The organism is Streptomyces sp. BK79 (assembly GCF_044142145.1).
Classification (GTDB): Bacteria; Actinomycetota; Actinomycetes; order Streptomycetales; family Streptomycetaceae; genus Streptomyces.
This window is the reverse complement of record NZ_JBHVOC010000010.1, coordinates 203,513-229,164: the sequence shown is the minus strand read 5'-3', so window position 1 is coordinate 229,164 and position 25,652 is coordinate 203,513. Positions and strand designations below refer to the sequence as shown.

22 protein-coding genes and 1 tRNA gene are annotated in these 25,652 nt (G+C 71.4%); 13 read left to right on the top strand and 10 right to left on the bottom strand.

Annotated elements, in window-relative coordinates:
* Positions 1–121 precede the first annotated feature (121 nt).
* Positions 122–4,273: a hypothetical protein gene (locus ACFIF2_RS15165; RefSeq protein ID WP_395573151.1), complete on the bottom strand. Its 4,152-nt coding sequence runs from the start codon at positions 4,271–4,273 to the stop codon at positions 122–124.
* A gap of 488 nt (positions 4,274–4,761) precedes the next feature.
* Between ACFIF2_RS15165 and ACFIF2_RS15160 the strand changes: the two genes are divergently transcribed.
* On the top strand, positions 4,762–4,956 hold the full coding sequence (locus ACFIF2_RS15160; RefSeq protein WP_395573150.1) for a ferredoxin: 195 nt from the start codon (positions 4,762–4,764) through the stop codon (positions 4,954–4,956).
* 62 nt (positions 4,957–5,018) lie between these two features.
* Positions 5,019–5,906, top strand: a complete 888-nt coding sequence (locus tag ACFIF2_RS15155) for an FkbM family methyltransferase (RefSeq protein WP_395573183.1) — start codon at positions 5,019–5,021, stop codon at positions 5,904–5,906.
* Between the two features lie 37 nt (positions 5,907–5,943).
* Here the strand turns inward: ACFIF2_RS15155 and ACFIF2_RS15150 are convergent, their stop codons facing one another.
* A complete protein-coding gene (locus ACFIF2_RS15150; protein ID WP_395573182.1) occupies positions 5,944–6,711 on the bottom strand; it encodes a glycosyltransferase family 2 protein in 768 nt (255 codons plus the stop codon).
* Positions 6,712–6,951: 240 nt separating this feature from the next.
* Entirely contained in the window at positions 6,952–7,317 is a 366-nt protein-coding gene (locus ACFIF2_RS15145; RefSeq protein WP_395573149.1) for a DUF6344 domain-containing protein, read from the bottom strand.
* 349 nt (positions 7,318–7,666) lie between these two features.
* Between ACFIF2_RS15145 and ACFIF2_RS15140 the strand changes: the two genes are divergently transcribed.
* Together ACFIF2_RS15140 and ACFIF2_RS15135 are read left to right on the top strand one after the other, a co-directional pair.
* Entirely contained in the window at positions 7,667–7,795 is a 129-nt protein-coding gene (locus ACFIF2_RS15140; protein ID WP_003999697.1) for a DLW-39 family protein, read from the top strand.
* Positions 7,796–8,174: 379 nt separating this feature from the next.
* Positions 8,175–9,458 (top strand): hypothetical protein, encoded by a 1,284-nt coding sequence (locus ACFIF2_RS15135; RefSeq protein ID WP_395573148.1) that lies wholly within the window; start codon positions 8,175–8,177, stop codon positions 9,456–9,458.
* A gap of 48 nt (positions 9,459–9,506) precedes the next feature.
* Here the strand turns inward: ACFIF2_RS15135 and ACFIF2_RS15130 are convergent, their stop codons facing one another.
* On the bottom strand, positions 9,507–10,994 hold the full coding sequence (locus ACFIF2_RS15130) for a serine/threonine-protein kinase (RefSeq protein ID WP_395573147.1): 1,488 nt from the start codon (positions 10,992–10,994) through the stop codon (positions 9,507–9,509).
* 86 nt (positions 10,995–11,080) lie between these two features.
* Positions 11,081–11,629: a helix-turn-helix domain-containing protein gene (locus tag ACFIF2_RS15125; protein ID WP_395573146.1), complete on the bottom strand. Its 549-nt coding sequence runs from the start codon at positions 11,627–11,629 to the stop codon at positions 11,081–11,083.
* A gap of 178 nt (positions 11,630–11,807) precedes the next feature.
* Here ACFIF2_RS15125 and ACFIF2_RS15120 point away from each other — a divergent pair.
* Both ACFIF2_RS15120 and ACFIF2_RS15115 read left to right on the top strand, forming a co-directional pair.
* A tRNA-Ala gene (locus tag ACFIF2_RS15120) sits at positions 11,808–11,880 on the top strand.
* A 482-nt stretch (positions 11,881–12,362) separates the two neighbouring features.
* Positions 12,363–13,139, top strand: a complete 777-nt coding sequence (locus ACFIF2_RS15115) for an isoprenyl transferase (protein ID WP_395573145.1) — start codon at positions 12,363–12,365, stop codon at positions 13,137–13,139.
* A gap of 89 nt (positions 13,140–13,228) precedes the next feature.
* Here the strand turns inward: ACFIF2_RS15115 and ACFIF2_RS15110 are convergent, their stop codons facing one another.
* A complete protein-coding gene (locus tag ACFIF2_RS15110) occupies positions 13,229–13,930 on the bottom strand; it encodes a DUF5324 family protein (protein ID WP_395573144.1) in 702 nt (233 codons plus the stop codon).
* 395 nt (positions 13,931–14,325) lie between these two features.
* On the opposite strand from ACFIF2_RS15110, the gene ACFIF2_RS15105 reads away from it, so the two are divergent.
* Together ACFIF2_RS15105 and ACFIF2_RS15100 are read left to right on the top strand one after the other, a co-directional pair.
* Positions 14,326–14,859: a peptidylprolyl isomerase gene (locus tag ACFIF2_RS15105; protein ID WP_395573143.1), complete on the top strand. Its 534-nt coding sequence runs from the start codon at positions 14,326–14,328 to the stop codon at positions 14,857–14,859.
* Between the two features lie 102 nt (positions 14,860–14,961).
* The gene (locus tag ACFIF2_RS15100) at positions 14,962–15,849 is read left to right on the top strand and encodes a rhomboid family intramembrane serine protease (protein ID WP_395573142.1); all 888 of its coding nucleotides are present in this window, start codon (positions 14,962–14,964) and stop codon (positions 15,847–15,849) included.
* A 246-nt stretch (positions 15,850–16,095) separates the two neighbouring features.
* Here ACFIF2_RS15100 and crgA read toward each other — a convergent pair whose 3' ends face one another.
* Complete coding sequence (gene crgA / locus ACFIF2_RS15095) at positions 16,096–16,350, bottom strand: cell division protein CrgA (RefSeq protein ID WP_382718195.1); 255 nt, start codon at positions 16,348–16,350, stop codon at positions 16,096–16,098.
* Between the two features lie 121 nt (positions 16,351–16,471).
* Here crgA and ACFIF2_RS15090 point away from each other — a divergent pair, with 121 nt between their 5' ends.
* The 5 genes from ACFIF2_RS15090 to ACFIF2_RS15070 are packed head-to-tail and all read left to right on the top strand — an operon-like array spanning position 16,472 to position 19,959.
* Positions 16,472–17,251: a DUF881 domain-containing protein gene (locus tag ACFIF2_RS15090; RefSeq protein WP_395573141.1), complete on the top strand. Its 780-nt coding sequence runs from the start codon at positions 16,472–16,474 to the stop codon at positions 17,249–17,251.
* A gap of 45 nt (positions 17,252–17,296) precedes the next feature.
* Positions 17,297–17,494, top strand: coding sequence for a hypothetical protein (locus ACFIF2_RS15085; protein WP_395573187.1), 198 nt, complete (start codon positions 17,297–17,299; stop codon positions 17,492–17,494).
* Positions 17,491–18,129 (top strand): aminodeoxychorismate/anthranilate synthase component II, encoded by a 639-nt coding sequence (locus ACFIF2_RS15080; RefSeq protein ID WP_395573140.1) that lies wholly within the window; start codon positions 17,491–17,493, stop codon positions 18,127–18,129. The genes ACFIF2_RS15085 and ACFIF2_RS15080 overlap by 4 nt, the downstream gene beginning before the upstream one ends.
* Positions 18,126–19,172, top strand: a complete 1,047-nt coding sequence (locus ACFIF2_RS15075; protein WP_395573139.1) for a class E sortase — start codon at positions 18,126–18,128, stop codon at positions 19,170–19,172. Before ACFIF2_RS15080 ends, ACFIF2_RS15075 begins: the two co-directional genes overlap by 4 nt.
* A gap of 13 nt (positions 19,173–19,185) precedes the next feature.
* Positions 19,186–19,959 carry a class E sortase gene (locus tag ACFIF2_RS15070; RefSeq protein WP_395573138.1) on the top strand — a complete coding sequence of 258 codons (774 nt, stop codon included), beginning with the start codon at positions 19,186–19,188 and terminating at the stop codon, positions 19,957–19,959.
* A gap of 548 nt (positions 19,960–20,507) precedes the next feature.
* Here ACFIF2_RS15070 and pknB read toward each other — a convergent pair.
* The 3 genes from pknB to ACFIF2_RS15055 form a co-directional block, all read right to left on the bottom strand.
* Positions 20,508–22,532, bottom strand: a complete 2,025-nt coding sequence (gene pknB / locus ACFIF2_RS15065; RefSeq protein ID WP_395573137.1) for a Stk1 family PASTA domain-containing Ser/Thr kinase — start codon at positions 22,530–22,532, stop codon at positions 20,508–20,510.
* A gap of 189 nt (positions 22,533–22,721) precedes the next feature.
* Positions 22,722–24,194: a peptidoglycan D,D-transpeptidase FtsI family protein gene (locus ACFIF2_RS15060; RefSeq protein WP_395573136.1), complete on the bottom strand. Its 1,473-nt coding sequence runs from the start codon at positions 24,192–24,194 to the stop codon at positions 22,722–22,724.
* Positions 24,191–25,627: an FtsW/RodA/SpoVE family cell cycle protein gene (locus tag ACFIF2_RS15055; RefSeq protein ID WP_395573135.1), complete on the bottom strand. Its 1,437-nt coding sequence runs from the start codon at positions 25,625–25,627 to the stop codon at positions 24,191–24,193. The genes ACFIF2_RS15060 and ACFIF2_RS15055 overlap by 4 nt, the downstream gene beginning before the upstream one ends.
* Positions 25,628–25,652 lie beyond the last annotated feature (25 nt).

Genomic DNA, 25,652 nt, shown 5'->3' with positions numbered 1-25,652 from the left:
CCAGGGGCACGGCCCCCGGCAGGTACGGCTTACGAGAACGCCCGGCCGCTGGCGACGGGGGATGCGCCAGCGGCCGGGCTGTGGCCAAGGCTAACAAGGGCGGATGCCCGGCGGGAGTCCGTCACCGGTCGCACGGGGGCTCGTAGGAGAGGCGTGGCAGGTACTCGTGCCACTTCTCCTCGGTCAGCACCCCCCGGGTGGCCGAGCAGATGCGGTCGATGGCGTCGTCCACGTCGAGGTTCCACAGTCGGACGGTGTCCGTGCCGCTGGACACCCCGAGCATGCGGCGCACGGGGCTGAAGGACAGGTAGCTCCCCGTCTGGGCGTTGGGACTCATCGACTCCCCGATGGGGGCCGCGCCGGTGGGCGTGCGGACGTCCCAGAGCCGCACCGTGTTGTCGTTGGCGCCGCTGGCCAGGGTGGAGCCGTCCTCGCTGAACGTCAGGGACATGACCGAGTCGGTGTGCCCGGAGAGCGTGGCGTCGGGCCGGGCGGGCCCGGGGCGGCCGGTGACGTTCCAGAGGCGGACCGTGCCGTCGTCGCTGCCGCTGGCCAGGGTGTGGCCGTCCGGAGCGAAGGCGAGGGTGTTGACGGGGCCGAGATGCGCGGTGCGCGGTGCGCCGAGGCGGGTGGCGCGGTGGGGGTCGCTCACGTCCCACAGGCGGACGGTGTCGTCGGCGCTGCCACTGGCGAGGGTGCGTCCGTCCGGGCTGAAGGCGAGGGTGTTGACGTACCCCGTGTGGCCGGTGAGCGGCTCGCCCAGCCGGCGGGGGCGGGACGGGTCGCCCGTGTCCCACAGCTGGACGGTGCGATCGTCGTAGGCCGTGGCGAGGGTGCGGCCGTCGGGGCCGAAGGCCAGGGCGTCGGGGCCCGCGTAGCGGGTGCGCAGCGTCACGGGCGGCCCGTGGGCGGTGGGCCGGGCCGGGTCCGTGACGTTCCACAGCTGGACCGCGCGGCTGCCCGTGAGCACCGCGAGCGTGTCGCCGTCCGGGGAGAACACCAGGGAACGGACGTCTCCCTCCCCCGGTCTGAAGGGCTCCCCCAGGGACACGGGCAGGGCCGGGTCGGTCACCTTCCACAGCCGGACCCGGCCGTCGCGCGCCGCCGTGGCCAGGACGTGCCCGTCGGGACGGAAGGCGCCGGTGCGGCCGATCATGTCGGAGGTGGGCAGCGACCACAGGCGGACCTTGCTGTCGCCGGTGCCGGTGGCGAGGGTGCGGCCGTCGGGGCTGAAGCCCAGGGCGTACATCTCGCCGCTGCTTCCCGCCAGCGGCATGCCGACCTGCGACGGGTAGGCCGGGTCGCTGACGTTCCACAGGCTCGCGGTGCTGTCCGCGCTGCCCGCGGCGAGCATGTCCCCGTCGGGACTGAACGCCACCGACCAGATGGGTCCGGTGTGGCCGGTCAGGGGCGCGCCGATGCGTGTCGCGTCGTCCGGGTCGGCCACGTTCCACAGGCGTACGGTGTCGTCCGCGGCGCCGCTGGCGAGGGTGCGCCCGTCGGGGCTGAACGCCACGGAGTGCACGAGGGCGGTATGGCCGGTCAGCGGTGTGCCGACGGGCTCGGGCCGGGCCGGGTCGGCGACGTTCCACAGCCGGACCTTCTCGTCGTCGCCGCCGGCCGCCAGCGTCCGCCCGTCCGGGCTGAACGCCACCGAGCGCACCGCCGCGGTGGAGCCCCGCAGGGTGCCGAGGGCCTCCGGCCGGCCGGGATCGGCCACCTTCCACAGCCGTACGGCGCGGTCGTCGTGGGCGGAGGCCAGCGTGCGGCCGTCGGGGCTGAAGGCGAGCAGGTAGACGGTGCCGCCGTGGCCGGGCAGGGGAGCGCCCAGCGGGCGGGGACGGCTCGGGTCGCCGATGTCCCACAGCCGGATGGTGCCGTCGTCCGACGCGCTGGCCAGGGTGCGGCCGTCGGGGCTGAACACCGCGGAGCTGACCCAGCTCCGGTGGCCGGTGAGCGGCTCGCCCAGCGGTTCGGGACGCGCGGGGTCCGACACGTCCCACAGTCGCACGGTCCGGTCGTAACTGGCCGTCGCCAGGATCCGTCCGTCCGGGCTGAAGGAGGTCAGGTAGACGGCGCCCGTGTGCCCGAGCAGCGGTGTGGCCAGCGGCGCGTTCACGATCGAGATCAGCCTGTTGCGTACGTCCTCGTCGTCCGGCCGCAGTCGATGGGCCGCCAGGTCGAGCTGGGCCGACAGCGACGGGTCCGTGTACTGGACGCGGTCCGCCTCGGCGACGACCTGCTCGAAGACGGCGTCGTTGCGCTGCTGCCAGGCGACCACCGCCGATCCGGCCGCGACGAGCGCCAGGACGACCAGCGCCGACACCGCGGCGCGCCTGATCAGGACGGTGCGCCGGCGCAGCCGGTCCGCCGCGGCCAGGAACTCCACCGCGCTCCGCGTCAGGTAGGTGCCGCCCGCCGATCGCGACCAGCCGTGGGCCTGTTCCAGCCGGGAGCCCCGGTAGAGCAGCGAGGTGTCGCGGCCGGACTCCTCCCAGGAGCGGCCGTCCTCCTCCAGCCGCTGGCGCAGCAGGTTGCCGGTGCGGTCCTCGTCGATCCAGTCGCGCAGGCGCGGCCAGGCGTGCAGCAGGGCCTCGTGGGTGATCTCCACGGTGTCCGCGTCGAGCGTCACCAGCCGGGCGCGGACCAGCGCCTCCAGTGACTCCTCCGTCTTGTCCGGGTCCCGTGACTCCTGCGCCAGCCGGCGCCGGGCGCCCCGCCTGCGGGTGGCCTGGGAGTCCTCGCTCAGCCGGACCAGCCGGAGCAGCAGCAGCCGCGCGGCCTCGCGCGCCGCCGGGTCGAGGTCGGACCAGGCCCGCTCGGCGGTCGCCGCCACCGCCCCCTGGATGCCGCCGGCCGCGCGGTAGCCGGCCAGCGTCAGTCTGCCCGCCTTGCGGCGCTGCCAGGTGGCGAGCAGGGCGTGGGACAGGAGCGGCAGCACGCCCGCGTCGTGGGCGCCGTGCGGGCCGTCGGTGCCCACCTCGCGGACGATCAGCTCGGCCAGGCCCGGTTCGAGTTCCATGCCCACGGCCCTGGCCGGCCCCGTCACCGCCTCGCGCAGTTCGGCGGTGGTGAGCGGCCCGAGCACCATGTGCCGGTGCTGGAGGGCCTCGGCCAGCTCGGGGTACCTGAGGCACTGCTCGTAGAAGTCGGCGCGTACGCCGAGGGCCACCAGCACGGGCGCCGGGTCGTCGGGGCCGCCGTGCGTGCAGGCGGCCTGGAGGGCGCGGATGAACGCGCGCCGGTCCGACTCGTCGGCGCAGAGGGTGAAGACTTCCTCGAACTGGTCGACGATGATGACCGGACGGGCCGGTGCGGATGCCGGTGCCTGCGGCTGTGTCCGCGGCTGTGCCGGTACGGAGGTCGGTGTGGATGCCGGTGCCGGTGCCGGTGCCGGTGCCGGTGCCGGTGTCGTGGTGGGTGGTGGCGTCTCGGTCCTGCCGCGTGCCCATGCCGCGAAGGCCTCGCGCACCACCCGCGCGGCGTCCGGGGCCTCGGACGGCGGTGCTCCGGACTCCGGTGTTCCGGACTCCGGTGTTCCGGGCTCCTCCCCGAGGGAGGCGACGGTCGCGAGTCCCGGTATCCGGCGGGTCAGCTCCCCGAGCGGGTCGCCTCCCGGCACGAGCTGGAGGACCTCCCGCGGCGGACCCGCCCCGCTGTCCGGCGCGCCGTTCCTCAGGGCGGGCACCAGCCCGGCGTTCAGCAGGGACGACTTCCCGGCCCCCGACGCGCCCACCAGCATGACCAGGCCGCCCGTGTCCTCGGCGGCGCGGAGCTGGGCGACCAGGGCCTCGGTGCTCCGCTCCCGCCCGAAGAACCAGCCGGCGTCCTGCTGCCGGTAGGCGGCCAGCCCGCGGTAGGGACAGACACCGCCGGCGTCGGTGGCCTGGGCGGGTTCCTCCTCCGCCGCGGCCGGTGCCGGACGTTCACCGCCCGGGTCGGCCACCGCCCGCTCCCACAGGCGCTGCCACTGGCCCAGGTCGTACAGGCCCGGCGAGACCGGTACGGGACGCGCGCGCCGCGCCTGGGGGATGAGGACGTGCAGCACCGCCGCGAGGGCGGGGAACTGGGCGGGCACGTTCTTGGCCCGCCGCCAGTCGCTGATCCGCTGGGCGGAGACCCGTACGGGCCGTCCTCGTTCGTCGACCCGCTGGAGCCGGACGACCGCTTCGGAGACGCGTTTGAGGGGAGGGTTACCGGCCTCCCCGTACAGGAGTGCGAGACGTTCCGCGAAGGCCGTGCGTGCCCCTGAGTCGAAACTCAAGGTCTCCACTCCTTACTTCCCCCGCACCTGGACGTCCGGACCGGAAAACTCACTCTATACGCCTGACCTGCGACTACGTCATGGTCGCGACACTGGAACCTCCTCGTCGGCGACCGCAGCTGGCAGGATCACGCCGCAGGGCGAGTCGACCGCCCGGCACCCGGACAGGTCAGCGGCCCGGCGTCCGCGGGGCCGCCCCGCGAGGCCGCACGTTCTCGGCCGGATTTCCGTGGCCTGACACCAGCGCTCCCGACCCAGACCCCCACCCAGACCCCACCTACCCGGTCCGGTACCGCGTACTACTCGGCGCCGGCCTGATTTGGCACCGGTCCCCACGAGGGGAGGGACCGGTGCCGAACCATGTCGGCGGGCGCGGGCACCCGTGACGGGCGGGTCACGGTGTGCGGCGGGACAGACGGGGGAGCGGGGCGGATTCAGCGGGCCGGTCGGCGGGCAGGCACGTCGTGTTGGTTCCGACGATCCGCGCTGGAGTGCGAATGAGGATCTCCGTCGACCCGGAGCAGTGCTACGGCTCCGGCGACTGCGTCCACCGCGCCCCGTCCGTCTTCACGCAGGTGGACGGTCTGGGCGCCGTGATACCCGGACGGGAGAACGCCGTCGACGTGCCGAGGGTGCGTGAGGCGGCCGAGGGGTGCCCCGCCGCCGCGATCACCATCACGGGGGAGGACTGAGCATCCGACAGGAACCGGGCACGGCCGTGTCGGAGGCCCTGGTCACCCTGGGCAGCCGCTACGTGCGGACCGGCCCCGGCACGTTCGGGAAGGCGACGCTCGCCGCCCGCTGGCTCAACGCCCACCTGCGCGAGCATCCCCGCCGCAGGGTCGTCACCGTGCGGTCCGGCGACCGGTTCGCCGTGGACACGCGGGACCTGATCCAGCGGTACCTCTACCTGTTCGGTACGTGGGAGCCGCACCTGACGGCCTGGCTGCGGCGCCGACTGCGGCCGGGGGACGGCTTCGTGGACGTCGGCGCGAACATCGGTGTGTTCAGCCTCCTCGCGTCACGGCTCGTCGGGGACGAGGGCCGCGTCGTCGCGATCGAGGCGTCCCCCGCCCTGCACGGCCGTCTGGTGCGGCACGTCCTGCTCAACGCCCGCACGAACATCCGCGCGGTCAACGCCGCCGTCTCCGACGCCCGCAAGCCCCTGACCTTCGTGCTCGCCAGCTCGCGCAACACCGGCGCGAACAGCATCGTCCCGTACGACGGTCCGGCGGAGTCCACCTTCGAGACCGAGGCGCGTCCGCTGCCGGAACTCCTCGAACCCGCCGAGATCGCCGCCGCCCGGGTGATCAAGATCGACGTCGAGGGCGCCGAGGGAAGCGTCGTCCGCGGGCTGGCGCCGCTGCTGGGCGGCCTGCGGCCCGACGCGGAGATCACCATCGAGGTGACGCCCGAGCGCATGGCGCTGCTCGGGGACCGTGCCGACGAGCTGCTCGCGGTGATGCGCGACGCGGGCTACCACGTGTACCGGCTGGCCAACGACTACGCGCCCGAGAGCTACCCCCCGGCGCTCGGCGGCGCGTCCGGTGGTGCGCTCGGCGTGCCGGTGCGGTGGCGGGGGCCCGTGACCGGTGAGAGCGACCTGATCTTCTCCCGGGTCGACGCGGAGACGCTGCCCTGACCGGCGGGTGCCGCCCGGTCCACGGGAGCCGCGCCTGTCAGGCTTCGGCCGGGGAACGCCACGCCAGGGAGGCCAGTGCCCTGGCCCGGGCCTCCACGACCGCCATCCGCGCGTTCCGTTCGGCCGGGTCCACATGGGACGCCTGGCCGGTCACCTGGCCCTCCCACTTGCGGTAGAACAGGCCCACCTCGCGGGAGAACCACCCCCTGCTCACGGAGTTGAGCGCCAGCAGCAGGCCGGTGTCCTCGGACGCGGGCAGGGCCATCCAGCCGCCGACGGCGAGCAGCAGGTCACGCCGGACCAGGAGGGTCGCCGGGTGGACCTGGGCGCGGAAGCCGTTGGCCTTCCAGAAGTCGAGCACCGCCCCGCGTTCGATAGGTCCCTGCCCGGGGTCGCCCGGGAAACCGGCCGTCGAGCCGTCGGGCAGGAGGTCCAGGGCGCGGGACGTCGCCCACCCGAGCGTCGGGTCGGCCTGCAGGGCGTCCAGGTCGCGGGCCAGGGCCCCCGGCCCGAGCCGGTCGTCGGCGTCCAGGACCTTCACGTACGCGCCGTCCGCGTGGGCCAGGGCGAGGGTGCGGGCCACGCCGGGGCCGCCCTGCCGGTCCTGCCGTCCCTGCCGGAAGACGACGCGCGGGTCGTCGGGCACGTGCGGACGTACGTCTTCCGTGCGGCCGTCCTCCTGGATCACCCACCGCCACTCCCAGCCGTCGGGCAGCTCCTGCGCGCACAACGACGCGTAGGCCTCCGCGAGGAAGGGGGCGGAGGGGCCGTGGACGGCCGTGACGACGGTGACGCGCCGGTTCACGGCGCGGAGATCGTCCGCGATGTCTTCGTACGCCTTGGTCACTGGTACTCACCGGTTCCGGTCCGGGTCCTGTTGCGGCTTCAGCGTACGGCTCGTCAGAAGGGGTTGAGGCAGGCGCCCTTGTGAAGGGGCCTCGCATGGCGGCGGCCCGGCGCTCGTTCCGAGCGGCCGGGCCGTTTCTCGCGTGCGGTGCTGTACGCAGAACGCCGGTGGTGTCAGGTCCGGGTGGTGGCGGGTCGCTCAGCGCTGAAGCGGGGCGGAGTGCTGTGCGGCGGTCCCGGCGGCCTCGTCGGCGTCCTCGCACAGGAGGGGCGTGCCGGCGGCGGCGTCGGTGTGCGGGCGGTGGCGGCAGCTGGGGGCCTTGCCGTGGGCCTCGGCGCGGATGCGCTGTTTCATCGTGGGGGGCAGGGAGCCGGTGCGTGACCGGGACCAGGGTGCCGCCGCCGCGGGTGCCGCCTCGGGGGAGGCGCTCTCCGTGTTGCTGTGCGTTCGGGTCTGCGGTACGGCCGCGGAGGCGGTCGTCGTGATGAGTCCGAGCGCCGTGCACAGCGCGAGGAAGGCGGTGACGATGGTGGTCCACAGCGTCATGACCTTGTTCCGGGCCATAACCCCTCACTTTCGGGTTGGGCGATTTGCGTACTTTCCTCATGATGTGTATGTGGATCGCGAAGTGGTGGACCGACGCCCGTGGCGCGGCGATGTTCAGATGAACACCACCCGGATGGGTGCAAGGGGCTGAAAAGGGTGCCGATACGGGAGGAAGCCGGGCGAATCTCACCGTCCGTAGGGGTGTGATCACCCTCCGATCGGAACGGTCTCCTCGCGCCCGGCAGGGCCTTATCGGGCTCCGACGACGGGCAGTTGACCTGTCGACGCAGGTCACCGATCGGTATCGGCCGGTGTGTATAGTCGGGCGCCAGAGGTCCCCTACGTCAAGGAAAGACGAGGTCGCGCGGTGAAGAAGCTTCTCCTGGTCGCACTGGCCGCCATCGGCGGGCTCCTCGTGTACCGCCAGATCCAGGCGGATCGCGCCGAGCAGGATCTGTGGACGGAGGCGACTGACTCCGTGCCCACGGGTTCGTGAGTACGACCGACATCCGGTCCTGAGCAGACCCCGGCCGTCAAACGGTCGGGGTTTTGTGTTGCCCGGAACCCGCCGGAGCACGCCGGGGCCTGTCCGGGCACGGCCGGATCGCCTGCGGGGACACCGGGCCGCGCGGCAGGATGGGCCACGGTCCGGTCCGGGTGGCGCAGACGGCGCCGGTGAGCGCGAGGAGTGGCGGGTGAGGGGACGGTGGTGTACGGCTCGACGTCGTACCGGACCGCGGCAGGACTGGCCTTCGCTGCAGGACTGGCCTTCGCGGCGGGAAAGGTCGTCGCGGCAGGAAAGGTCGTCGCCGCAGGGGGTCGCGCCCCTGGCCGCACCCGCGGACTCCGGTAGGCCCACCACGCGCGGAGCCCGTGTGCGGCCGCGCGTCGTGGCCGCCGTACTCGCGACGGCCGCCACCCTGCTCGCCCCCGCCGGCCTCGCCCCCGCGGCACTCGCCGCCGGTCCTGCCGCCGACTACGCCTTCGCCGAGGACGCCCGCCGGATCGAGGGCGCGAGCGGCCCCACGGACGCAGCGCCCCTGGAACCCGGCGCCACCTACCGCAGCTCCCTGCCGAGAGACGGCACCTTCTACTACCGCCTCGAACTCGACGCCGCCTCGGACGCCTACGTCTCCGTCACCGCCGTACCCGAACCCGGGCCCGCCGGGGAGGTCACCGCGGCCGACGGCATACGCCTCTCCGTGCGGGACCCCGACGGCGCCCCCTGTTCCCTGGACACCACGACCTTCGGCGCCGCCCGCAGTCCCCGCCCCCTCACGGCATGGGGCACGCGGGAGATCGCCGCCGGCGGGACCCGGTGCCAGGACCCCGGCACCTATTACGTCACCGTCGAGCGGGCCCGGCCCCAGGATTCCCCGCCGGGGGACTGGGACCTGGAGATCGCCCCCGTCACCGAACCGCGCCCGGGACGGACCGGCCCGACCACCGCGCCCGAGACCTGGGACAGCGCCTCTCCCGAGCCCCTCGCCGGTGAGCCGGAACGACGGTCGGGCGGCAGCGGCTTCGCCCACGCCACCCCCGTCGGCCAGGGAGCCTGGCGCGACGCCGTCCGGCCCGGCCAGACCCTCTACTACAAGGTCCCCGTCGACTGGGGCCGCCAGGTGTACGCGACCGCCGAACTCGACGCGTCCGACGGCGGTTCCGGCTACACCACCAGCGCCCTGCGCCTGGCCCTCCACAACCCCGCCCGCGGTGAGGCCGACGACGCCGCCAAGGGCTACACCGGCCGCCGGACCACGGTGAGCCTCGCTCCCCTGCCGCCGGTCGCCTACGCCAACCGGTACGCCACCGACGGACAGACCGGCGCGATGCGGTTCGCCGGCGGGTACTACCTCGTCGTGCACCTCGCCGCGCAGGTGGCCGACGACTTCGGCGAGGGCCCCTTCGGGCTGACGCTGCGCGTACGGCTCGGCGGAGCGTCGAAGGCCGGCCCGGAGTACGCGGGCGAGTCCGCGCCGAAGGGCGTCTTCGAGGTGTCGGCCCGGGACCGGTCGGCCGCGCCGGACGGCGGGGCCGAAGGCGGCGGCAGCGCGATGAAGGCGCTCGCCGTGGGCGGCATCGGCACCGGCAGCCTGCTGCTGGCGGGCCTCGGCGTGTGGACGGCGGCGGCACGGCGCGGAGCCGGCCGCCGGGTCTAGGCGGGCGGACGGCCCCGGCGGATGCCCCGGGCGGTCGGAGGCGTCGGCTCAGATACGGGTGAGGGCCCAGAAGCCCACGGCGTAGCAGGCCAGCGCCAGGAGCAGCAGCGGCACCGCCACCCTGGCCGGAGGACCCGGCCGACGCCGCCTGCGCGCACCGCGGCGCTGCGCGGGCGGCCGCGTGACGGAGGGCGCCGGTGGCGTCCGCGCGGTGTAGGAGGCGGTCGTGGCGTCACCACGCCGCGGTGGAGGCGAGAGCGGGGGCGGCGCGTACGGGAGGTGCTGGTGCGGGCCGCCGTCCGGACGCGGCGATGACTGTGAGTGAGGGTGAGCGGGCGGCTGCGGCTGCGGCTGCGGCTGCGGCTCGGCCTGGCCCTGCGGCTGCGGCTGCGGCCGGCTCTGGCTCTGGCTCTGGCTCTGCGGCTGGCTCTGGGGCTGGCTCTGGGCCTGTGCCTGGCGGCCGGGCGCCTGCGACGAGGTGCCGGTCACCTGCGGCGGCGGCAGGCGGAAGCTCCCGGTCTCCGACATCGCCGACGGCGTACCGCCCGGGGGAGGAGCGGTGGTCACCGGAGCCGGTGTGCTGTCCCGGGGGTCCTGCGGGACGGTCTGCGGCCGGGACGTCTCCGGTGCGGCGTCGTCCAGTCCCGACGCCCGTTTCGACGGGCCGTCGGGGCCGAACCCCGCGGGCAAGGGGCCGACTTGATCGAAGATCTCGATCAGCTCGTCGTCCGGACCGGGCACCGGCAGCAGCTCCGCCGCCGCGGCCAGCGCCTTGCGCGCCCCCGTCGCCGTACGGAACCTCCCCACCGGATCCGGCTGCACCAGCGTCGCCACCACCTGCCACAACGGCTCGGGAATCCCCTGCGGCGCGGGCGGCGTCCCGTGCTCGGCGAAGTGCTGCACCAGCGCCTTGGCGTCCGGCTTGGCCCCCTCCAGCAGATACAGCGCGACCAGGCCCACGGCGAACAGGTCGGCCGGGAAGTCCGGCTCCGCGCCCATCATCTGTTCCGGCGCGAGATAACCGGGCGTCCCCACCACGAGGTTGGTCTCCGTCAGCCGCGGCTCGCCCAGCCGCATCGCGATGCCGAAGTCGGACAGCCGCAACCGGGGCCGGCCCGTACCGGTCGCCTCGAGCAGCAGGTTGGCGGGCTTGATGTCACGGTGCACCACGTCCTCCGCGTGCACCGCCGCCAGACCCGACAGGAGCTGGTCGAGCAGCGTGCAGACGTAGGCGGGCGGCAGGGGACCGTAGTCCCCGACCAAGTGGACCAGCGAACCGCCCGTGACCAGATCCATGGTGAACAGGACCTGGTCGTCGTCGGCGGCCCAGCTCGCGGGCGCCAGCACATGGGGGTGGTCGATCCGCAGCGCCTGTTCCCGCACGAACCGCAGCAGCGCGTGCGCGTCCCGCTGCTGGAGCACCTTGGCGGCCACGTAACGCCGCCGCCGGTGGTCCCAGGCACGCCAGACGGCACCGACCCCGCCCCGGCCGATCGGATCGACCAGTTCGTACCGGCCCGCGAAGACCTCACCCATGGCTGTGCGCCGCTCCTCCCCTGGGACCTGTCGCGCCACTCCCGCCGCCCGGCCGCCGCACCCCCCACGGCGACCGGGCCCCGGGGTCAGTTCTGGTGGGACTGGTAGTGCGCCACCGCGTCCGAGGTCCGGCCGGCGCCGTAGACCCGGAGGAACTCCGCCAGCTCCGGGTGCGACGGCGACAGGGCGTCCGCCGCGTCGATGATGTCCCCGGCCGCCGCCACCGAGCGCAGCAGCGACTGGATCTCACGGACCACCCGCTTGACCGTGGGCGCTCCCGAACTGGTCGTGGTGGTCGTGGTGTTGCTGAGCACCGAGCCCCCCTGAGACTTCTTGATCTCGTCCATGCGCTCCGTGGCCTCGGCCGCGCTCACGCTGCCGTCCGCGACCTGCCCCGCCAGGTCCTGGAGCAGCTGCACCCGCTGGACCACCGCGGGATTGCCGATCTTCGCCCGCTGGCCGCTCATCAGCTGCGACAACATCGGGGCGGACAGCCCCAGCACCCCCGCGAGACGGGCCTGGTTGAGGCCGAGATCATCGATAAGCCTGCGGAAGAGCGCCCCCAGCGGCTCCCCGTACCAGTTCCGCTGCAGTTCCCGCGCTCTTGCGGTGGCTTCCTGCTGTGCGGCGTCCATTGCGTCTCCCCATCGCTTCCCCAAAAACCGCAGTTCGCTCCAGCGAACCACGCCGAGCATCTTACGGAGCGTGGTCGTTCCCCGGGAGTCCCAATCATTTGTGAGATACGGGGGGCGACCCGGTACTCTGGTCCCCGGCGCCCGCCGGTACGCGGTACCCCGGCCGGACGTCCCCTCCGGGGCCTTAGCTCAGTTGGTAGAGCGCTGTCTTTGCATGGCAGATGTCAGGGGTTCGACTCCCCTAGGCTCCACCCCGGAAAGCCCCCTTGAACTGCTCGAACGCGGTCCGAGGGGGCTTTCGCACGCCGCCTGCCGGAGGACCGCGAGCCGATCGTGGGTGCCCGGCTCCCTCACGCAAAGCCCCTGGTGGGCCCCGCCCGCAGGGCACCGGCGCGCACCGCCGGCCCCGACCGCGGACGACTCGCCCGGCGAGTGACACGGAACACCCGGACCCCCTCCCCGCGACGCGCGAGCCCACCCCGGAGCATCGCCAACCACCCTGTCAAGGCGAACAGTTGGCCGGAACACGTCGTCGGACCACACGATCGGTGCGACCGTGGTACCGAGGCACGCACCGACGACGCGGGGCCCCGCCGAGCACGAGGGCCGCGCTGTCTGCTCTTGATATCGTCACCCCACAGGGCACCAGCGCCACACCCCTGCGGCGCGGTGCCACGTGGCTCATCGCCGTCGGAGCCGTCCGGCCGCTGCCGACGAGGTGGAAGGGGTAACCATGCGGGCGAAGGTACGAGCCGCTCTCGACAAGCTCTATATGAAGCGCCTGGTCAGGGAGTTGGAGGGACGCCCACGCCCCCAGCACATCGGCATCATGCTCGACGGCAACCGCCGGTGGGCCAAGATGTCGGGCATCGACGACCCCCGAGAGGGCTACCGGGCCGGCGGGGCGAAAGTGCTGGACTTCCTGCGCTGGTGCGACTCCGCGCAGATCGAGCACGTCACCCTGTTCATGCTCTCCGACGACAACCTCCACCGGCCCGAAGAGCAGCTCAACCCGCTCATCGACATCATCGCCGAGGTCGTCGAGCAACTGGCCGCACCCGGCAACCCCTGGCCCGTCGAAGCGGTCGGCGCCCTGGACCTGCTGCCCGCCGAGTCCGCGAGCCGCCTCAAGACCGCCACCGCCGCCACCCAGGACCGCAAGGGCGGCACCAAGGTCGACGTCGCCGTGGGCTACGGAGGCCGCCGGGAGATCGTCGACGCCGTACGGTCGGCCCTGACCGAGCACAGCTCCCAGGGCGGTGACATCGACGAGTTCATCGAGACCTTCACCATGGAGCACATCTCCAAGCACCTGTACTCCAAGACACGGTCCGAGTCCGACCTCATCATCCGCACCTCCGGCGAGCAGCGCCTCTCCGGCTTCCTGCTCTGGCAGTCCGCCTACGCCGAAGTCCACTTCTGCGAGACCTACTGGCCGGACTTCCGCGAGATCGACTTCCTGCGAGCCCTGCGCTCCTACTCCCTGCGCGAACGCCGCTACGGCCGCTGAGCGCCGGTTTCACGTGAAACACCGCCGCGGGGCGGGAGACCCTCAGAGGTCTCCCGCCCCGCGGCGGTGCGAAGTCACCCGGCGATGACCTAACGAGGCTCGTCACCCTCCGCCGCCTCGTCCTGCGCCTGCTTGGCCTGCACCTCCGGGTCCAGAATCGCCTCACCGGTGCCGTCCACCGACGTCAGCCGCCCCGACTCCGGCACTTCCGTCGCCTCGGGCGGCTCCACCAGCCAGTCCGGGTTGGCCTGCTTGTCCCACCACTTCCAGGCAGCGAAGGCACCGCCCACGACGATGCCCGCCACCAGCACAACCTTGGCGGCACGCCCGGCCTTGGCCCGTCGCTGATGCTTGCGCGTCAGCTTCGCGATCTCCTTGGCCGTGACCTGGCCCCGCAGCGCGGCCAACGCCGCGGCACCCCGCGCGGCGGCCTCGTCCCGGACGGGACCGGCCGCGGCCACCGCCTGCTCGATCTTCGGCCGGGAATACTCAGCCGCCTGCCGGGCGGCCAGACGCGTACGGACGGCGGCCTCCTGAGCGGCCGCGTCCACCTTCGGCGGCACATGCGTCCGAGCCTGATCCAGCCGCGGCGCGACATGCGCGCCGTACTGGTGGCGAGCCTGGCACGCGGCCTGCGACACCTTGGGCGCCAGCCGTACGCGCGCCTCCTGTGCGTAGTGAGCGGCCCTGTCCTTGGCCGTGTCGGCGTAGGGCGCCACCACTTCCGCGGCGTGCAGCACGCTGTCCTTCGCCGAACCGGTCGCGGCGCGCACGCTGTCGATGCGGGTCACGGGTTCCTCCTCCTCGGTGGCGTACGGTACTTCGACTTTCCACCCTTTTACGGATCATGCCTGCGGGCGCACCACCAGGCATGTGAGGGCGGGCATCCGGGTAACGAACGATGCCTTAGAGCCCTCTGGGACAAGTGATGATGAAGGTGTGAACAAGAGTCGATCAACATCAATAACGGATGAATACCGGGCAACAGGAGCCTGCCGACGACAATGCCACGGATCGGCGCGTCGCGCTCGCGACCCAGGACTACTCAGCCGAACTCCCCAGCAGAACCAGCCGGACATCCGCAACCGACATCGCCGGATCGGAGCAGGAAACACCCGCCGGACACCGCACCCGCCAACGACCGTGCGAGGATCGACGCGCACCAAGAGATGACGGAAGGCACCCCGTGGCCGAGCAGCTTTACGCCACCCTGAAGACCAACCAGGGCGACATCGTGATCCGGCTCCTGCCCGACCACGCCCCCGAGACGGTCAAGAACTTCGTCGAGCTCGCCCGGGGCGAGCGCGAATGGACCCACCCCGCCACCGGCGAGAAGTCCACCGGCAGGCTCTACGACGGCACGGTCTTCCACCGGGTGATCAGCGGCTTCATGATCCAGGGCGGCGACCCGCTCGCCAACGGCACCGGCGGCCCCGGCTACCGGTTCGCGGACGAGCTCCACCCCGACCTCGCCTTCGACCGCCCCTACCTGCTCGCCATGGCCAACGCCGGCCCCGACACCAACGGCTCGCAGTTCTTCATCACCGTCTCCCCGACCACCTGGCTCAACCACAAGCGCACCATCTTCGGCGAGATCACCGACCCGGCCAGCCAGAAGGTCGTCGACACCATCGCCGGCACCCCGACCAACCCGCGCACCGAACGCCCGCTGACCGACATCGTCATCGAGACGGTCTCCGTCGAGACCCGCGAGGGCTGACCCGCCGCCCACCGGGCAGGAACCAAACGCCCCGCTCATCCGTAAAGATGGACGGTGCGGTGCAATTGCGCACACCGCCCGCAGGACGAACGAGGGGAAGCCATGGACCACGCGGCAGCCAGCTCACCCGACGCCCCCAGCACGCCCGGCTGCTACCGCCACCCGGACCGCGAAACCGGCATCCGCTGCACCCGCTGCGAACGCCCCATCTGCACGGACTGCATGGTCAACGCCTCCGTAGGCTTCCACTGCCCCGACTGCGCGAGCGGCCGCACCGGCGGCGGACCGGCCCCGGCCGCCTCCCAGCCCCGCACCCTCGCCGGCGGCACGATCGCGGCCGACCCACGGCTCGTCACCAAACTGCTGATCGGCGTCAACCTCGCCCTCTTCCTGGTCCAGCTCTCCGTCGGCGACCGCTTCACCAACCGGTTCGAGCTGCTCGGCCACGCATACCTCTCGTTCCCCGGCCCCGTCGAGGGCGTCGCCGAGGGCCAGTGGTACCGGCTGCTGACCGCGATGTTCCTGCACGGCAGCTACATGCACATCCTGTTCAACATGCTCAGCCTCTGGTGGCTCGGCGGACCGCTGGAAGCAGCCCTCGGCCGCGCCCGCTACCTCGCCCTCTACTTCTGCTCGGGACTGGCCGGCAGCGCGCTCACCTACCTGATCGCCGAGCCGAACCAGCCCTCGCTGGGCGCCTCCGGCGCGATCTTCGGCCTCTTCGGGGCGACCGCCGCCCTCGTCCGCCGCCTCAACGCCGACATGCGTCCGGTCGTCATCCTCCTGGCGATCAACCTGGTCTTCACCTTCACCTGGGCCGACATCGCCTGGCAGGCCCACGTCGGCGGCCTCGTCGCGGGCGCGGTGATCGGCTTCGCCATGCTCCACGCCCCGCGCGAGCGGCGTGCCCTCGTGCAGTACGGCGCCTGTGCGCTGGTCCTCGTGGTGGTCGTCGGACTGACCCTGTTGAGAACCGCACAGCTCACCTGAGCGCACGCGTTGTCCACAGCGGGTGGCCGATCTTGTGCATAGCGTGCGGGAACAGCTGTGCCCCCTGTCACTGACCCGTGTTTCCGCAGGTCAGGCAGGGGGCGAACGTGCTTTCGGTTGCCGGTACTTCCGTCACACCGGCGTCAATGTCCAGTGGGTTATCCACAGATCGTCTTTCTTTTCCCCACGTGTGGACAACGCCTGTGGATAACTCCGTGGATAGCCCTGGGGAGAGCTACTGAGCGGCTACTTCCACTGCGTCGAGACACCGAATCCGGCGGCGATGAAACCGAAGCCCACCACGATGTTCCAGTTCCCCAGGGAGTCGATCGGCAGGGAGCCGTCGGTGACGTAGAAGACCACGATCCAGGCCAGGCCGATGACGAACATGGCCAGCATGACGGGTGCGACCCAGCTGCGATTCGTCAGCTTGATGCTGGTCGTCTGCTTCGACGGCGGCGGCGTGTAATCGGCCTTCTTGCGGATACGTGACTTCGGCACGAGGGTCTCTCCTGTCGATGCGCTGCGTGGCCGCGCAGGGAACGGGGTCGGGGACTTCGAGCGCTCCCCCGGGCGTCCGTTAGCGTAGTGCTTCCGTGGCGCCGAAGGAGATAAGGGTACGTTGAGCAATTCTGCCGACTCCCCCGGGACGGGATCCACCCCTGTCCGCAGGCGCCGTCTCCGGCCCGTGCGGGTGCTCACGGCGGCCGTCTTCGCGCTCGCGGGGCTCATCTTCTTCACCAGCTTCAATACCGCGAAGGGCACCAATATCCGGACGGACGCCTCTTTGCTCAAGTTGTCCGACCTCATTCACGAGCGCAGCCAGGACAACGGCCGGCTGGAGGAGTCCAACGCCGCCCTGCGGGAGGACATCGACGCGCTCGCCGGCCGGGACGACGGGAGCACGAAGGCGGAGGACGACGAGCTCGCGGAGCTGGAGCGGAAGGCGGGCACGCAGAAGCTGAAGGGCGAGGCGATCTCGGTCACCCTCGACGACGCCCCGCCGGACGCCACCGCGAAGCTCCCCGGTTATCCGGAGCCGCAGCCCGACTACCTGGTCATCCACCAGCAGGACCTCCAGGCCGTCGTGAACGCCCTGTGGCAGGGCGGCGCCGAGGGGATCAAGGTCATGGACCAGCGGCTGATCTCGACCAGCGCGGTGCGCTGCGTGGGCAACACCCTGATCCTCCAGGGCCGCGTCTACTCGCCGCCGTACAAGATCCAGGCGGTCGGTGACCCGGAGAGGCTGAAGGAGGCCCTGGCCGCGTCCGAGGCGATCCAGAACTACATGGTGTACGTCAACGTCTACGGGCTCGGCTGGAAGGTCGAGGACGACGGGGAGGTGACGCTGCCGGGCTACTCGGGCACGGCCGACCTGCACTATGCGCGGCCTGTGGAGTGACGCCGTTCCGGAGGGCCCCGCGCCGTTAGTCTGGTGCGGTACGGCGTGAGTCTGGCGCCGTGGTGCGACGGAAGGGACGGCATGTACGGCTGGATCTGGCGGCATCTGCCGGGGAACGTGTGGGTGAAGGCGCTGCTCTCGCTCGTCCTGGCCGTGGCCGTGGTCTACGTCCTCTTCCAGTACGTCTTCCCGTGGGCGGAACCGCTGCTTCCCTTCAATGATGTGACGGTGGACAACCAGTGAGCGCGCGCATCCTCGTCGTCGACAACTACGACAGCTTCGTCTTCAACCTGGTCCAGTACCTGTACCAGCTGGGTGCCGAGTGCGAGGTGCTGCGCAACGACGAGGTGTCGACGGCGCACGCCCAGGACGGTTTCGACGGTGTGCTGCTCTCCCCCGGGCCGGGTGCGCCGGAGCAGGCGGGGGTGTGCGTCGACATGGTCCGGCACTGCGCGGCGACCGGGGTGCCGGTCTTCGGCGTCTGCCTCGGCATGCAGTCGATGCAGGTGGCGTACGGCGGTGTGGTGGACCGGGCGCCGGAGCTGCTGCACGGCAAGACCTCGCCGGTCGAGCACGCGGGCCGGGGCGTCTTCGCGGGCCTGCCCTCGCCGTTCACGGCGACCCGGTACCACTCTCTGGCCGCCGAGCCGGCCACGGTCCCGGCGGAGCTGGAGGTGACGGCGCGGACGCACGACGGGATCGTGATGGGTCTGCGTCACCGGGAGCTGCCCGTCGAGGGCGTGCAGTTCCATCCGGAGTCGGTGCTGACCGAGCACGGGCACCGGATGCTGGCCAACTGGCTTGCGGAGTGCGGGGACCAGGGCGCGGTGGCGAGGTCGGCGGGGCTCGCCCCGGTGGTGGGCAGGGCCACGGCGTGACCGCGCTGCGCCCCGAGCGCGAATCCGGCGCGGCCGGTGACCAGGGATCCTCGTACGGGCTGCCGTACGGGGATTCCGGTGCGTTCGGGGACGGTTGGTCCGAGGGCTCCGCCGCGGGGGAGGCGTATCGGCCGGTGGCCGACGACGAGACGGTGGCGCTGCGGGTGCCAGGTCCGCCGCCGGAGCGGGCGGCTTCCTCCGCGGGGACCGGACCGGCGGGCGGGGGGCGTGCGGCGCGCAGGAAGGCGGCGAAACGGCGTCACGGGCGCCGTGGGGCGCCTCGGAGGGCGTCGGCGGTACCGGAGGCGGTCGGGGCGCCGGGAGCGCCTCTGTCGCGCGTGGAGGCCCGTCGTCAGGCGCGGGCGCGCAAGCCGGGCGCGGCGGTGGTCGCCAGCCGGGTGATAGGGGAGCTGTTCATCACGACCGGTGTGCTGATGCTGCTGTTCGTCACGTACCAGTTGTGGTGGACGAACGTGCGGGCGCAGGCGCAGGCGGACAAGGCGGCGAGCAGCCTCCAGGACGACTGGGCGAACGGGAAGCGCAATCCGGGGGTGTTCGAGCCGGGGCAGGGTTTCGCGCTGCTGCACATTCCCAAGCTGGACGTGGTGGTGCCGATCGCGGAGGGCATCGACGACAAGAAGGTGCTGGACCGGGGGATGGTGGGGCACTACGCGGAGGGGGCGCTGAAGACGGCGATGCCGGAGGCGAAGGCGGGGAACTTCGGGCTGGCGGGGCACCGGAACACGCACGGTGAGCCCTTCCGGTACATCAACAAGCTGAGCCCGGGAGATCCGATCGTGGTGGAGACGCAGGACGAGTACTTCGTCTACAAGATGGCGTCGATCCTGCCGGTGACGTCGCCGAGCAATGTGAGTGTTCTCGATCCGGTGCCGAAGCAGTCGGGTTTCACCGGTCCGGGCCGTTACATCACCTTGACCACGTGTACGCCGGAGTTCACGAGCAAGTACCGGATGATCGTCTGGGGCAAGATGGTCGAGGAACGGCCGCGCAGCAAGGGCAAGCCGGATGCGCTCGTCAGTTAAGGGCGGATGACCAGTGGCAGCGACCACCGACACGGAGCACGAAGAGCACACCGGCGCGGGCGGCTCCGCGGGGCCGGCGGCACGCCGTCGCGGTGGCGGGGTGGGGCGGTTCGTCGCGCGGGCCGTCAGCGTCTTCGGGGAGCTGCTCATCACGGCGGGCGTGGTGCTCGGTCTGTTCGTCGTCTACTCCCTGTGGTGGACCAACGTGGTCGCCGACCGCGCGGCGGACCAGCAGGCGGACGAGGTCCGTGACAACTGGGCGCAGGACAGGGTCGGCGCGGACGGTCCGGGGGCGCTGGACACCAAGGCGGGCATCGGCTTCCTGCACGTACCGGCGATGAGCGAGGGCGACATCCTGGTGGAGAAGGGCACGTCGATGAAGGTCCTCAACGACGGCGTGGCCGGCTACTACACGGACCCGGTCGAGTCGGCGCTGCCGACCTCCGGGAAGAAGGGCAACTTCTCGCTGGCGGCGCACCGGGACGGGCACGGCGCGAAGTTCCACCGCATCGACAAGATCGAGAAGGGTGACCCGATCGTCTTCGAGACGAAGGACACCTGGTACGTCTACAAGACCTACGCCATCCTCCCCGAGACCTCGAAGTTCAACGTCAAGGTCCTCGACCCGGTCCCGAAGGAGTCCGGCAAGAAGAAGGCCGGCCACTACATCACGCTGACGACGTGCACGCCGGTCTACACGAGCCGCTACCGGTACGTGGTGTGGGGCGAGCTGGTCCGCACGGAGAAGGTGGACGGGGAGCGGACGCCACCGGCGGAGCTGCGCTGATCGGCCCCTCTTGCGGGAGGTCAGTCCCCTAACATGGCGGAGGCCCGAAGCCGCAACCACCTTTTGCGGCTTCGGGCCTCTTGCGGCCGTCGGCGGTCCGTCCGGTGAGTTTGCTCCTGACCTCGTCGGTGGGGGTGTCTCCTTCCAGGGCGGCGAGGCGTTGAACATCGGCACGACGGTCTTGCCGAGGATGTGGGTGATGCGCTGGTCGATGTGGGCGGCGAGGGCGACGGACGGCGCGGCGGGAGAAGAACGCCATCGAGCGCGCACGCGACTGAATCCCACTGGGGTCCTTGAAGGACCTCAGTGGGTCGCCGGTCAGAAGGTGGTAGCCGTTGGCATCCAGCTCTGCCCGGTGGTCCTTGACGAGTGACTTGATCGCCTCCATGCCGACCTCGAAGTACGTCGCCACCATCGCCGTCGTCACATGCATGCCGTCCGGAAGCAGTGACAATGCCTTGACGCGGTCGACGGACGGCGGTGCGTACGACAGAGCCCCGGTCCCTGCGTCGAGGGGCCGGGGCTTCTGGCTGCTGGGCGGGGTGGGGTCAGTCGTCGCCGCGGAGGCCGCCGATGAAGCCGCCGCCGTTGTCGCCGCCGCCGTTGTTCCCGTTGCCGCCACCAGGCGCGGTGGTGAGCGTGATCGGCGTGGCGGCCGGGTCGTCGACCTCGGTGCCGGGCTGCGGGTCCATGGCGATCACCAGGGCGTTGTCCTCGCCCGGGGCGCCCGGCGCCACCTGCACGTTGGTGAAGCCGCTCTGCTGGAGGATCTGGCGGGCCTCACCGAGGGTCTTGGTGCGGACCTCCGGCACCTTCGTCTTCTCCGCTACCTTGCCGACGAAGATCTGCACCGAGGAGCCCTTGTCGACCTGCTGGTTGGCCGACGGGGTGGTGGAGATGACCTTGCCGTTCTGGTTCGGGTCGGTCGTGGGCTGTTCCGTGCAGGTGGCGACGAGGTCGTTGTTCTCCATCTGGGACTTCGCCTCGTCGCAGGACCGGCCGAGCACGTCCGGCACGGTGGCCTTCTCCTCGGCCTTGGCGACCTCCAGGGTCACCGTGGAGCCCTTCTCCAGCTCGGTGCCCGGGTCGGGGTCCTGGCTGAGGACCGTGCCCTCGTCCTGGGAGGACTCGGTCTGCTTGGTCTCGACCTCGAAGCCCTTGGCCTCGAGCTGCTGCTTGGCCTCGTCGACGTTCTTGTCGATCACGTTCGGCAGGGCGACCTTGGGCGCGCCGGTGGAGACGACCAGGTTGACGGTGGTCTCCTTCTTGACCGAGGTGCCCTGCGCGGGGTCCTGCGAGCAGATGTTGCCCTTCTTCTGGTCTTCGCAGGGCTTCTGCGTGAAGGCCAGTTCCAGGTTGGCGTTGGTCGCCAGCTGTTGGGCGTCCTGCCTGGTCTGGCCGACGAAGGCGGGCACCTCGACGTTGTCGTTGCTCGGCCCTCCGTCGTCCCCGAACAGCTGCATGCCGATGAGGATCGCGCCGACGAGGACGAGGACGCCGGCCAGTACGAGGAAGATCGTAGAGGTGTTCGACTTGCGGGGCTGCTGCCGGCGTCGGTCGGGGCGCTCGTCGTAGCCGTAGCCGCCGTCGTCCGGGTTCATGGGCGGCAGCATGGTCGTGGCGCCCGCGCCCGCGCCGGCGTCGGAGCGCAGGGCGGTGGTCGGCTGGTCGTCGGGGTAGGCGCCGTAGCCGCCGGCGGCCATGGCGCCCATCGCGGCGGTGGCGGCGACGGGCTGGCCGTCGAGGCAGGCCTCGATGTCGGCGCGCATCTCGTCGGCCGACTGGTAGCGGTAGTCGGGGTCCTTGACGAGGGCCTTCAGCACGATCGCGTCCATCTCGGGCGTGATCTCGGGGTCGAAGACGCTCGGCGCCTGCGGTTCCTCGCGGACGTGCTGGTAGGCGACGGCGACCGGGGAGTCGCCGACGAAGGGCGGGCGGACGGTCAGCAGCTCGTAGAGCAGGCAGCCCGTGGAGTACAGGTCGGAGCGGGCGTCGACCTGTTCGCCCTTGGCCTGCTCCGGGGAGAGGTACTGGGCGGTGCCGATGACCGCGGCGGTCTGCGTCATGGTCATGCCGGAGTCGCCCATGGCGCGGGCGATGCCGAAGTCCATGACCTTGACCTGGCCGCCGCGCGTCAGCATGACGTTGGCGGGCTTGATGTCGCGGTGGACGATGCCCGCCCGGTGCGAGTACTCCAGCGCCTGGAGGATGCCGATGGTCATCTCCAGCGTCCGCTCCGGCAGCAGTTTGCGGCCGGAGTGGAGCAGCTCGCGGAGTGTGGAGCCGTCGACGTACTCCATGACGATGTACGGGATCGAGACCCCGTCGATGTAGTCCTCGCCCGTGTCGTAGACCGCCACGATCGCGGGGTGGTTGAGCGAGGCGGCCGACTGGGCCTCCCGGCGGAAGCGGGCCTGGAAGGACGGGTCGCGCGCGAGGTCCGCGCGCAGCGTCTTCACCGCCACCTGGCGTCCGAGCCGGGTGTCATGTGCGTGGTAAACCTCCGCCATGCCACCACGGCCGAGCACCGGGCCCAGCTCGTACCGGCCGCCGAGGCGACGCGGCTCTTCCATGGTTACTACCAGCCCTCTCCGTCGGTCCCGACCGGCATGCTTGTACGGTCGGAGGCTGCCGTCCGGCCTACGGTACCCGGCTCGCTTTGTGTGACTTGGCCAAGCCCGGTACCCGATACAGGACCGGTATCGCAACGTGCGCCGATGTGAAGGGGACGTGAGCGGAGTCACGTCCCGTTCATGGTGTGGTCACTTCTGGCTGTCGATGACGGCCTCCATCACGCTCTTCGCGATCGGCGCCGCGAGGCCGCCGCCGGAGATGTCGTCACGGTTGGCGTTCTCGTCCTCGATCACCACGGCGACGGCGACGGGTGAGCCGCCGTCCTCGTTCTTGGCGTAGGAGATGAACCAGGCGTAGGGGTTCTCGCTGTTGTCCACGCCGTGCTGCGCGGTGCCGGTCTTGCCGCCCACGGTGACGCCGTCGATCTTCGCGTTGGTTCCCGTGCCGTCCTCGACGACGGTCTCCATCATGGACTGGAGGATCTGGGCGTTGTCCGCGGACAGCGGCTTGCTCAGCTCCTCGGGGTCCGTCTTCTCGATGGTGTCGAGGTTGGGTGCCTGGAGTTCGTCGACCATGTACGGCTTCATCAGGGTGCCGTTGTTGGCGATGGCCGAGGTGACCATGGCCATCTGGAGGGGGGTGGCGGCGGTGTTGTACTGGCCGATGGAGGAGAGCGCGGTCTGCGACGGGTTCATGTCGTCGGAGAAGACGGACGCGCTGGAGCGGACCGGGACGAACTGTTCCTCGGTGAAGCCGAACTTCTTGGCGGTCTCCAGCATCTCGTCGTTGCCGAGGTCGGAGCCGATCTTGCCGAAGACGGTGTTGCAGGAGACGCGCAGCGCGTCGCGCAGGGTGGCGTTCTCGCAGGGGAGGTCGCCCTCGTTGGGCAGTTCGGTCTGGGTGCCGGGCATCGTCCACGGGAGCGGCGAGTCGGTCTTCTCGTCGGCCGAGTCGTACAGGCCGTGTTCGAGGGCGGCGGCCGCGGTGAGGACCTTGAAGGTGGAGCCCGGCGGGTAGACCTCGCGCAGGGCGCGGTTGAGCATCGGGTCGTCGGGGTTGTTCTTCTTCTGGAGCCTGTTCCACGCCTCGCCGTCGGACTCGCCGCCGCCGGCGATCGCCGAGGGGTCGTACGAGGGGTACGAGGCCATGGAGAGGATCTTGCCGGTGGACGGTTCGAGGGCGACGACGGCTCCCTTGGCGCCCTGCTTCCTCAGTCCGTCGTAGGCGGCCTGCTGGGCGGCGCTGTCGAGGGTGGTGACGACGTTGCCGCCCTCGCGCTTCCTGCCGGTGATCATGTCGAGGGTGTTGCGGAAGAAGAGCCGGTCGTCGTTGCCGGTGAGGATGCCGTCGTCGATGGCCTCGAGCTGGGTGGCGCCGTAGGCCTGGGAGACGTACCCGGTGACGGGCGCCCACATGGCGCCGTCCTTGTAGGTGCGCTTGTACTTGAAGTCGCCCCTGGTGGTGGCGTGGCCGGTGATGGCCTTGCCGTCGACGATGATGTCGCCGCGGGGGGTGGCGTAGCGCTCGATGGCGACGCGGCGGTTGTGCTCGTCCTCCTTCAGCTCGTCCGCCTGGACGTACTGGAGCCAGTTGTCGCGGATGAGGAGGGTGAGGACGAGGAGGCCGCAGAAGAGCGCGATGCGGCGCAGTGGCTTGTTCACGGTCGGACCACCTGGGTCATCTCGGCGTCCGGGTTGGCGGGGGCTGAGGGGGCGGGCCTGCGGGCGGTGTCGCTGATGCGCAGCAGGATGCCGATCAGGGCCCAGTTGGCGATGACGGAGGAGCCTCCGTACGCCAGGAAGGGCATCGTCATGCCGGTGAGCGGGATGAGGCCCATGACGCCGCCGGCGACGACGAAGACCTGGAGGGCGAAGGCGCCGGAGAGGCCGATGGCGAGGAGCTTGCCGAAGGGGTCGCGGGCGGCGAGGGCGGTGCGTACGCCGCGTTCGACGATCAACGCGTAGAGCAGGAGCAGCGCCATGAGGCCGGCCAGGCCGAGTTCCTCGCCGAAGGTGGCGAGGATGAAGTCGGAGTTGGCGGCGAAGCGGATCAGCTCGGAGTGGCCCTGGCCCCAGCCGGTGCCGAGGGTGCCGCCGGAGCCGAAGGCCCACAGGGCCTGCATGGCCTGCTCGGAGTGGCCGCCGACGCCCGCGCGGGAGAGCGTGTACTCCTTCATCGGGTCGAGCCAGGCGTCGACGCGCTGCTGGATGTGCGGTTCGAAGCTGGCGACGCCGACGGCGCCGACGGCGGACATCATCAGGCCGAAGACGATCCAGCTGGTCCGCTCGGTGGCGACGTACAGCATGATCACGAACATGCCGAAGAACAGCAGCGAGGTGCCGAGGTCGGTCTCGAAGACCAGGATGAGGATGGAGACCATCCAGACGACGAGGATGGGGCCGAGGTCGCGGCCGCGGGGCAGGTAGAGGCCCATGAAGCGGCGGCTGGCGAGGGCCAGCGCGTCGCGCTTCACCATCAGGTAGCCGGCGAAGAAGATCGCGAGGACGATCTTGGCGAACTCTCCGGGCTGGATGGAGAAGGAGCCGACCTGGATCCAGATCTTGGCGCCGTAGATGTTCTTGCCCAGGCCCGGTACCAGCGGCAGGAGCAGCAGGAACAGGGCGCCGACCATGGAGATGTAGGTGTAGCGCTGCAGGACGCGGTGGTCCTTGAGGAAGACCATCACGGCGACGAACAGGGCGATGCCCAGCGCGGTGTACATCAGTTGGCGGGGCGCGGCGGTGCCTGCCTGCTGGATGTCCTGGAGCAGCTCGGACTGGTCGAGGCGCCAGATGGCGACGAGTCCCAGTCCGTTGAGCAGGGTGGCCAGCGGCAGCATCAGCGGGTCCGCGTACGGCGCGAACTTGCGCACGACGAGGTGTCCGACGCCGGCCAGGAGGCCGAGGCCGAGGCCGTAGCTCAGCAGGCCGGCGGGCACCTCGTCGTTGATGGCCAGTCCCACGTTGGCGTAGGCGAAGACCGGGATGACGACGGCGAACACGAGCAGCGCCAGCTCGGTGTTGCGCCGGCTGGGGGCGCCGATGGCGCCGATGGTGGACGTGTGGTGCGTCGGCGAGTTGGAAGTACTGCTCATCGTGTGACAGGGCCTCTCACGGCTT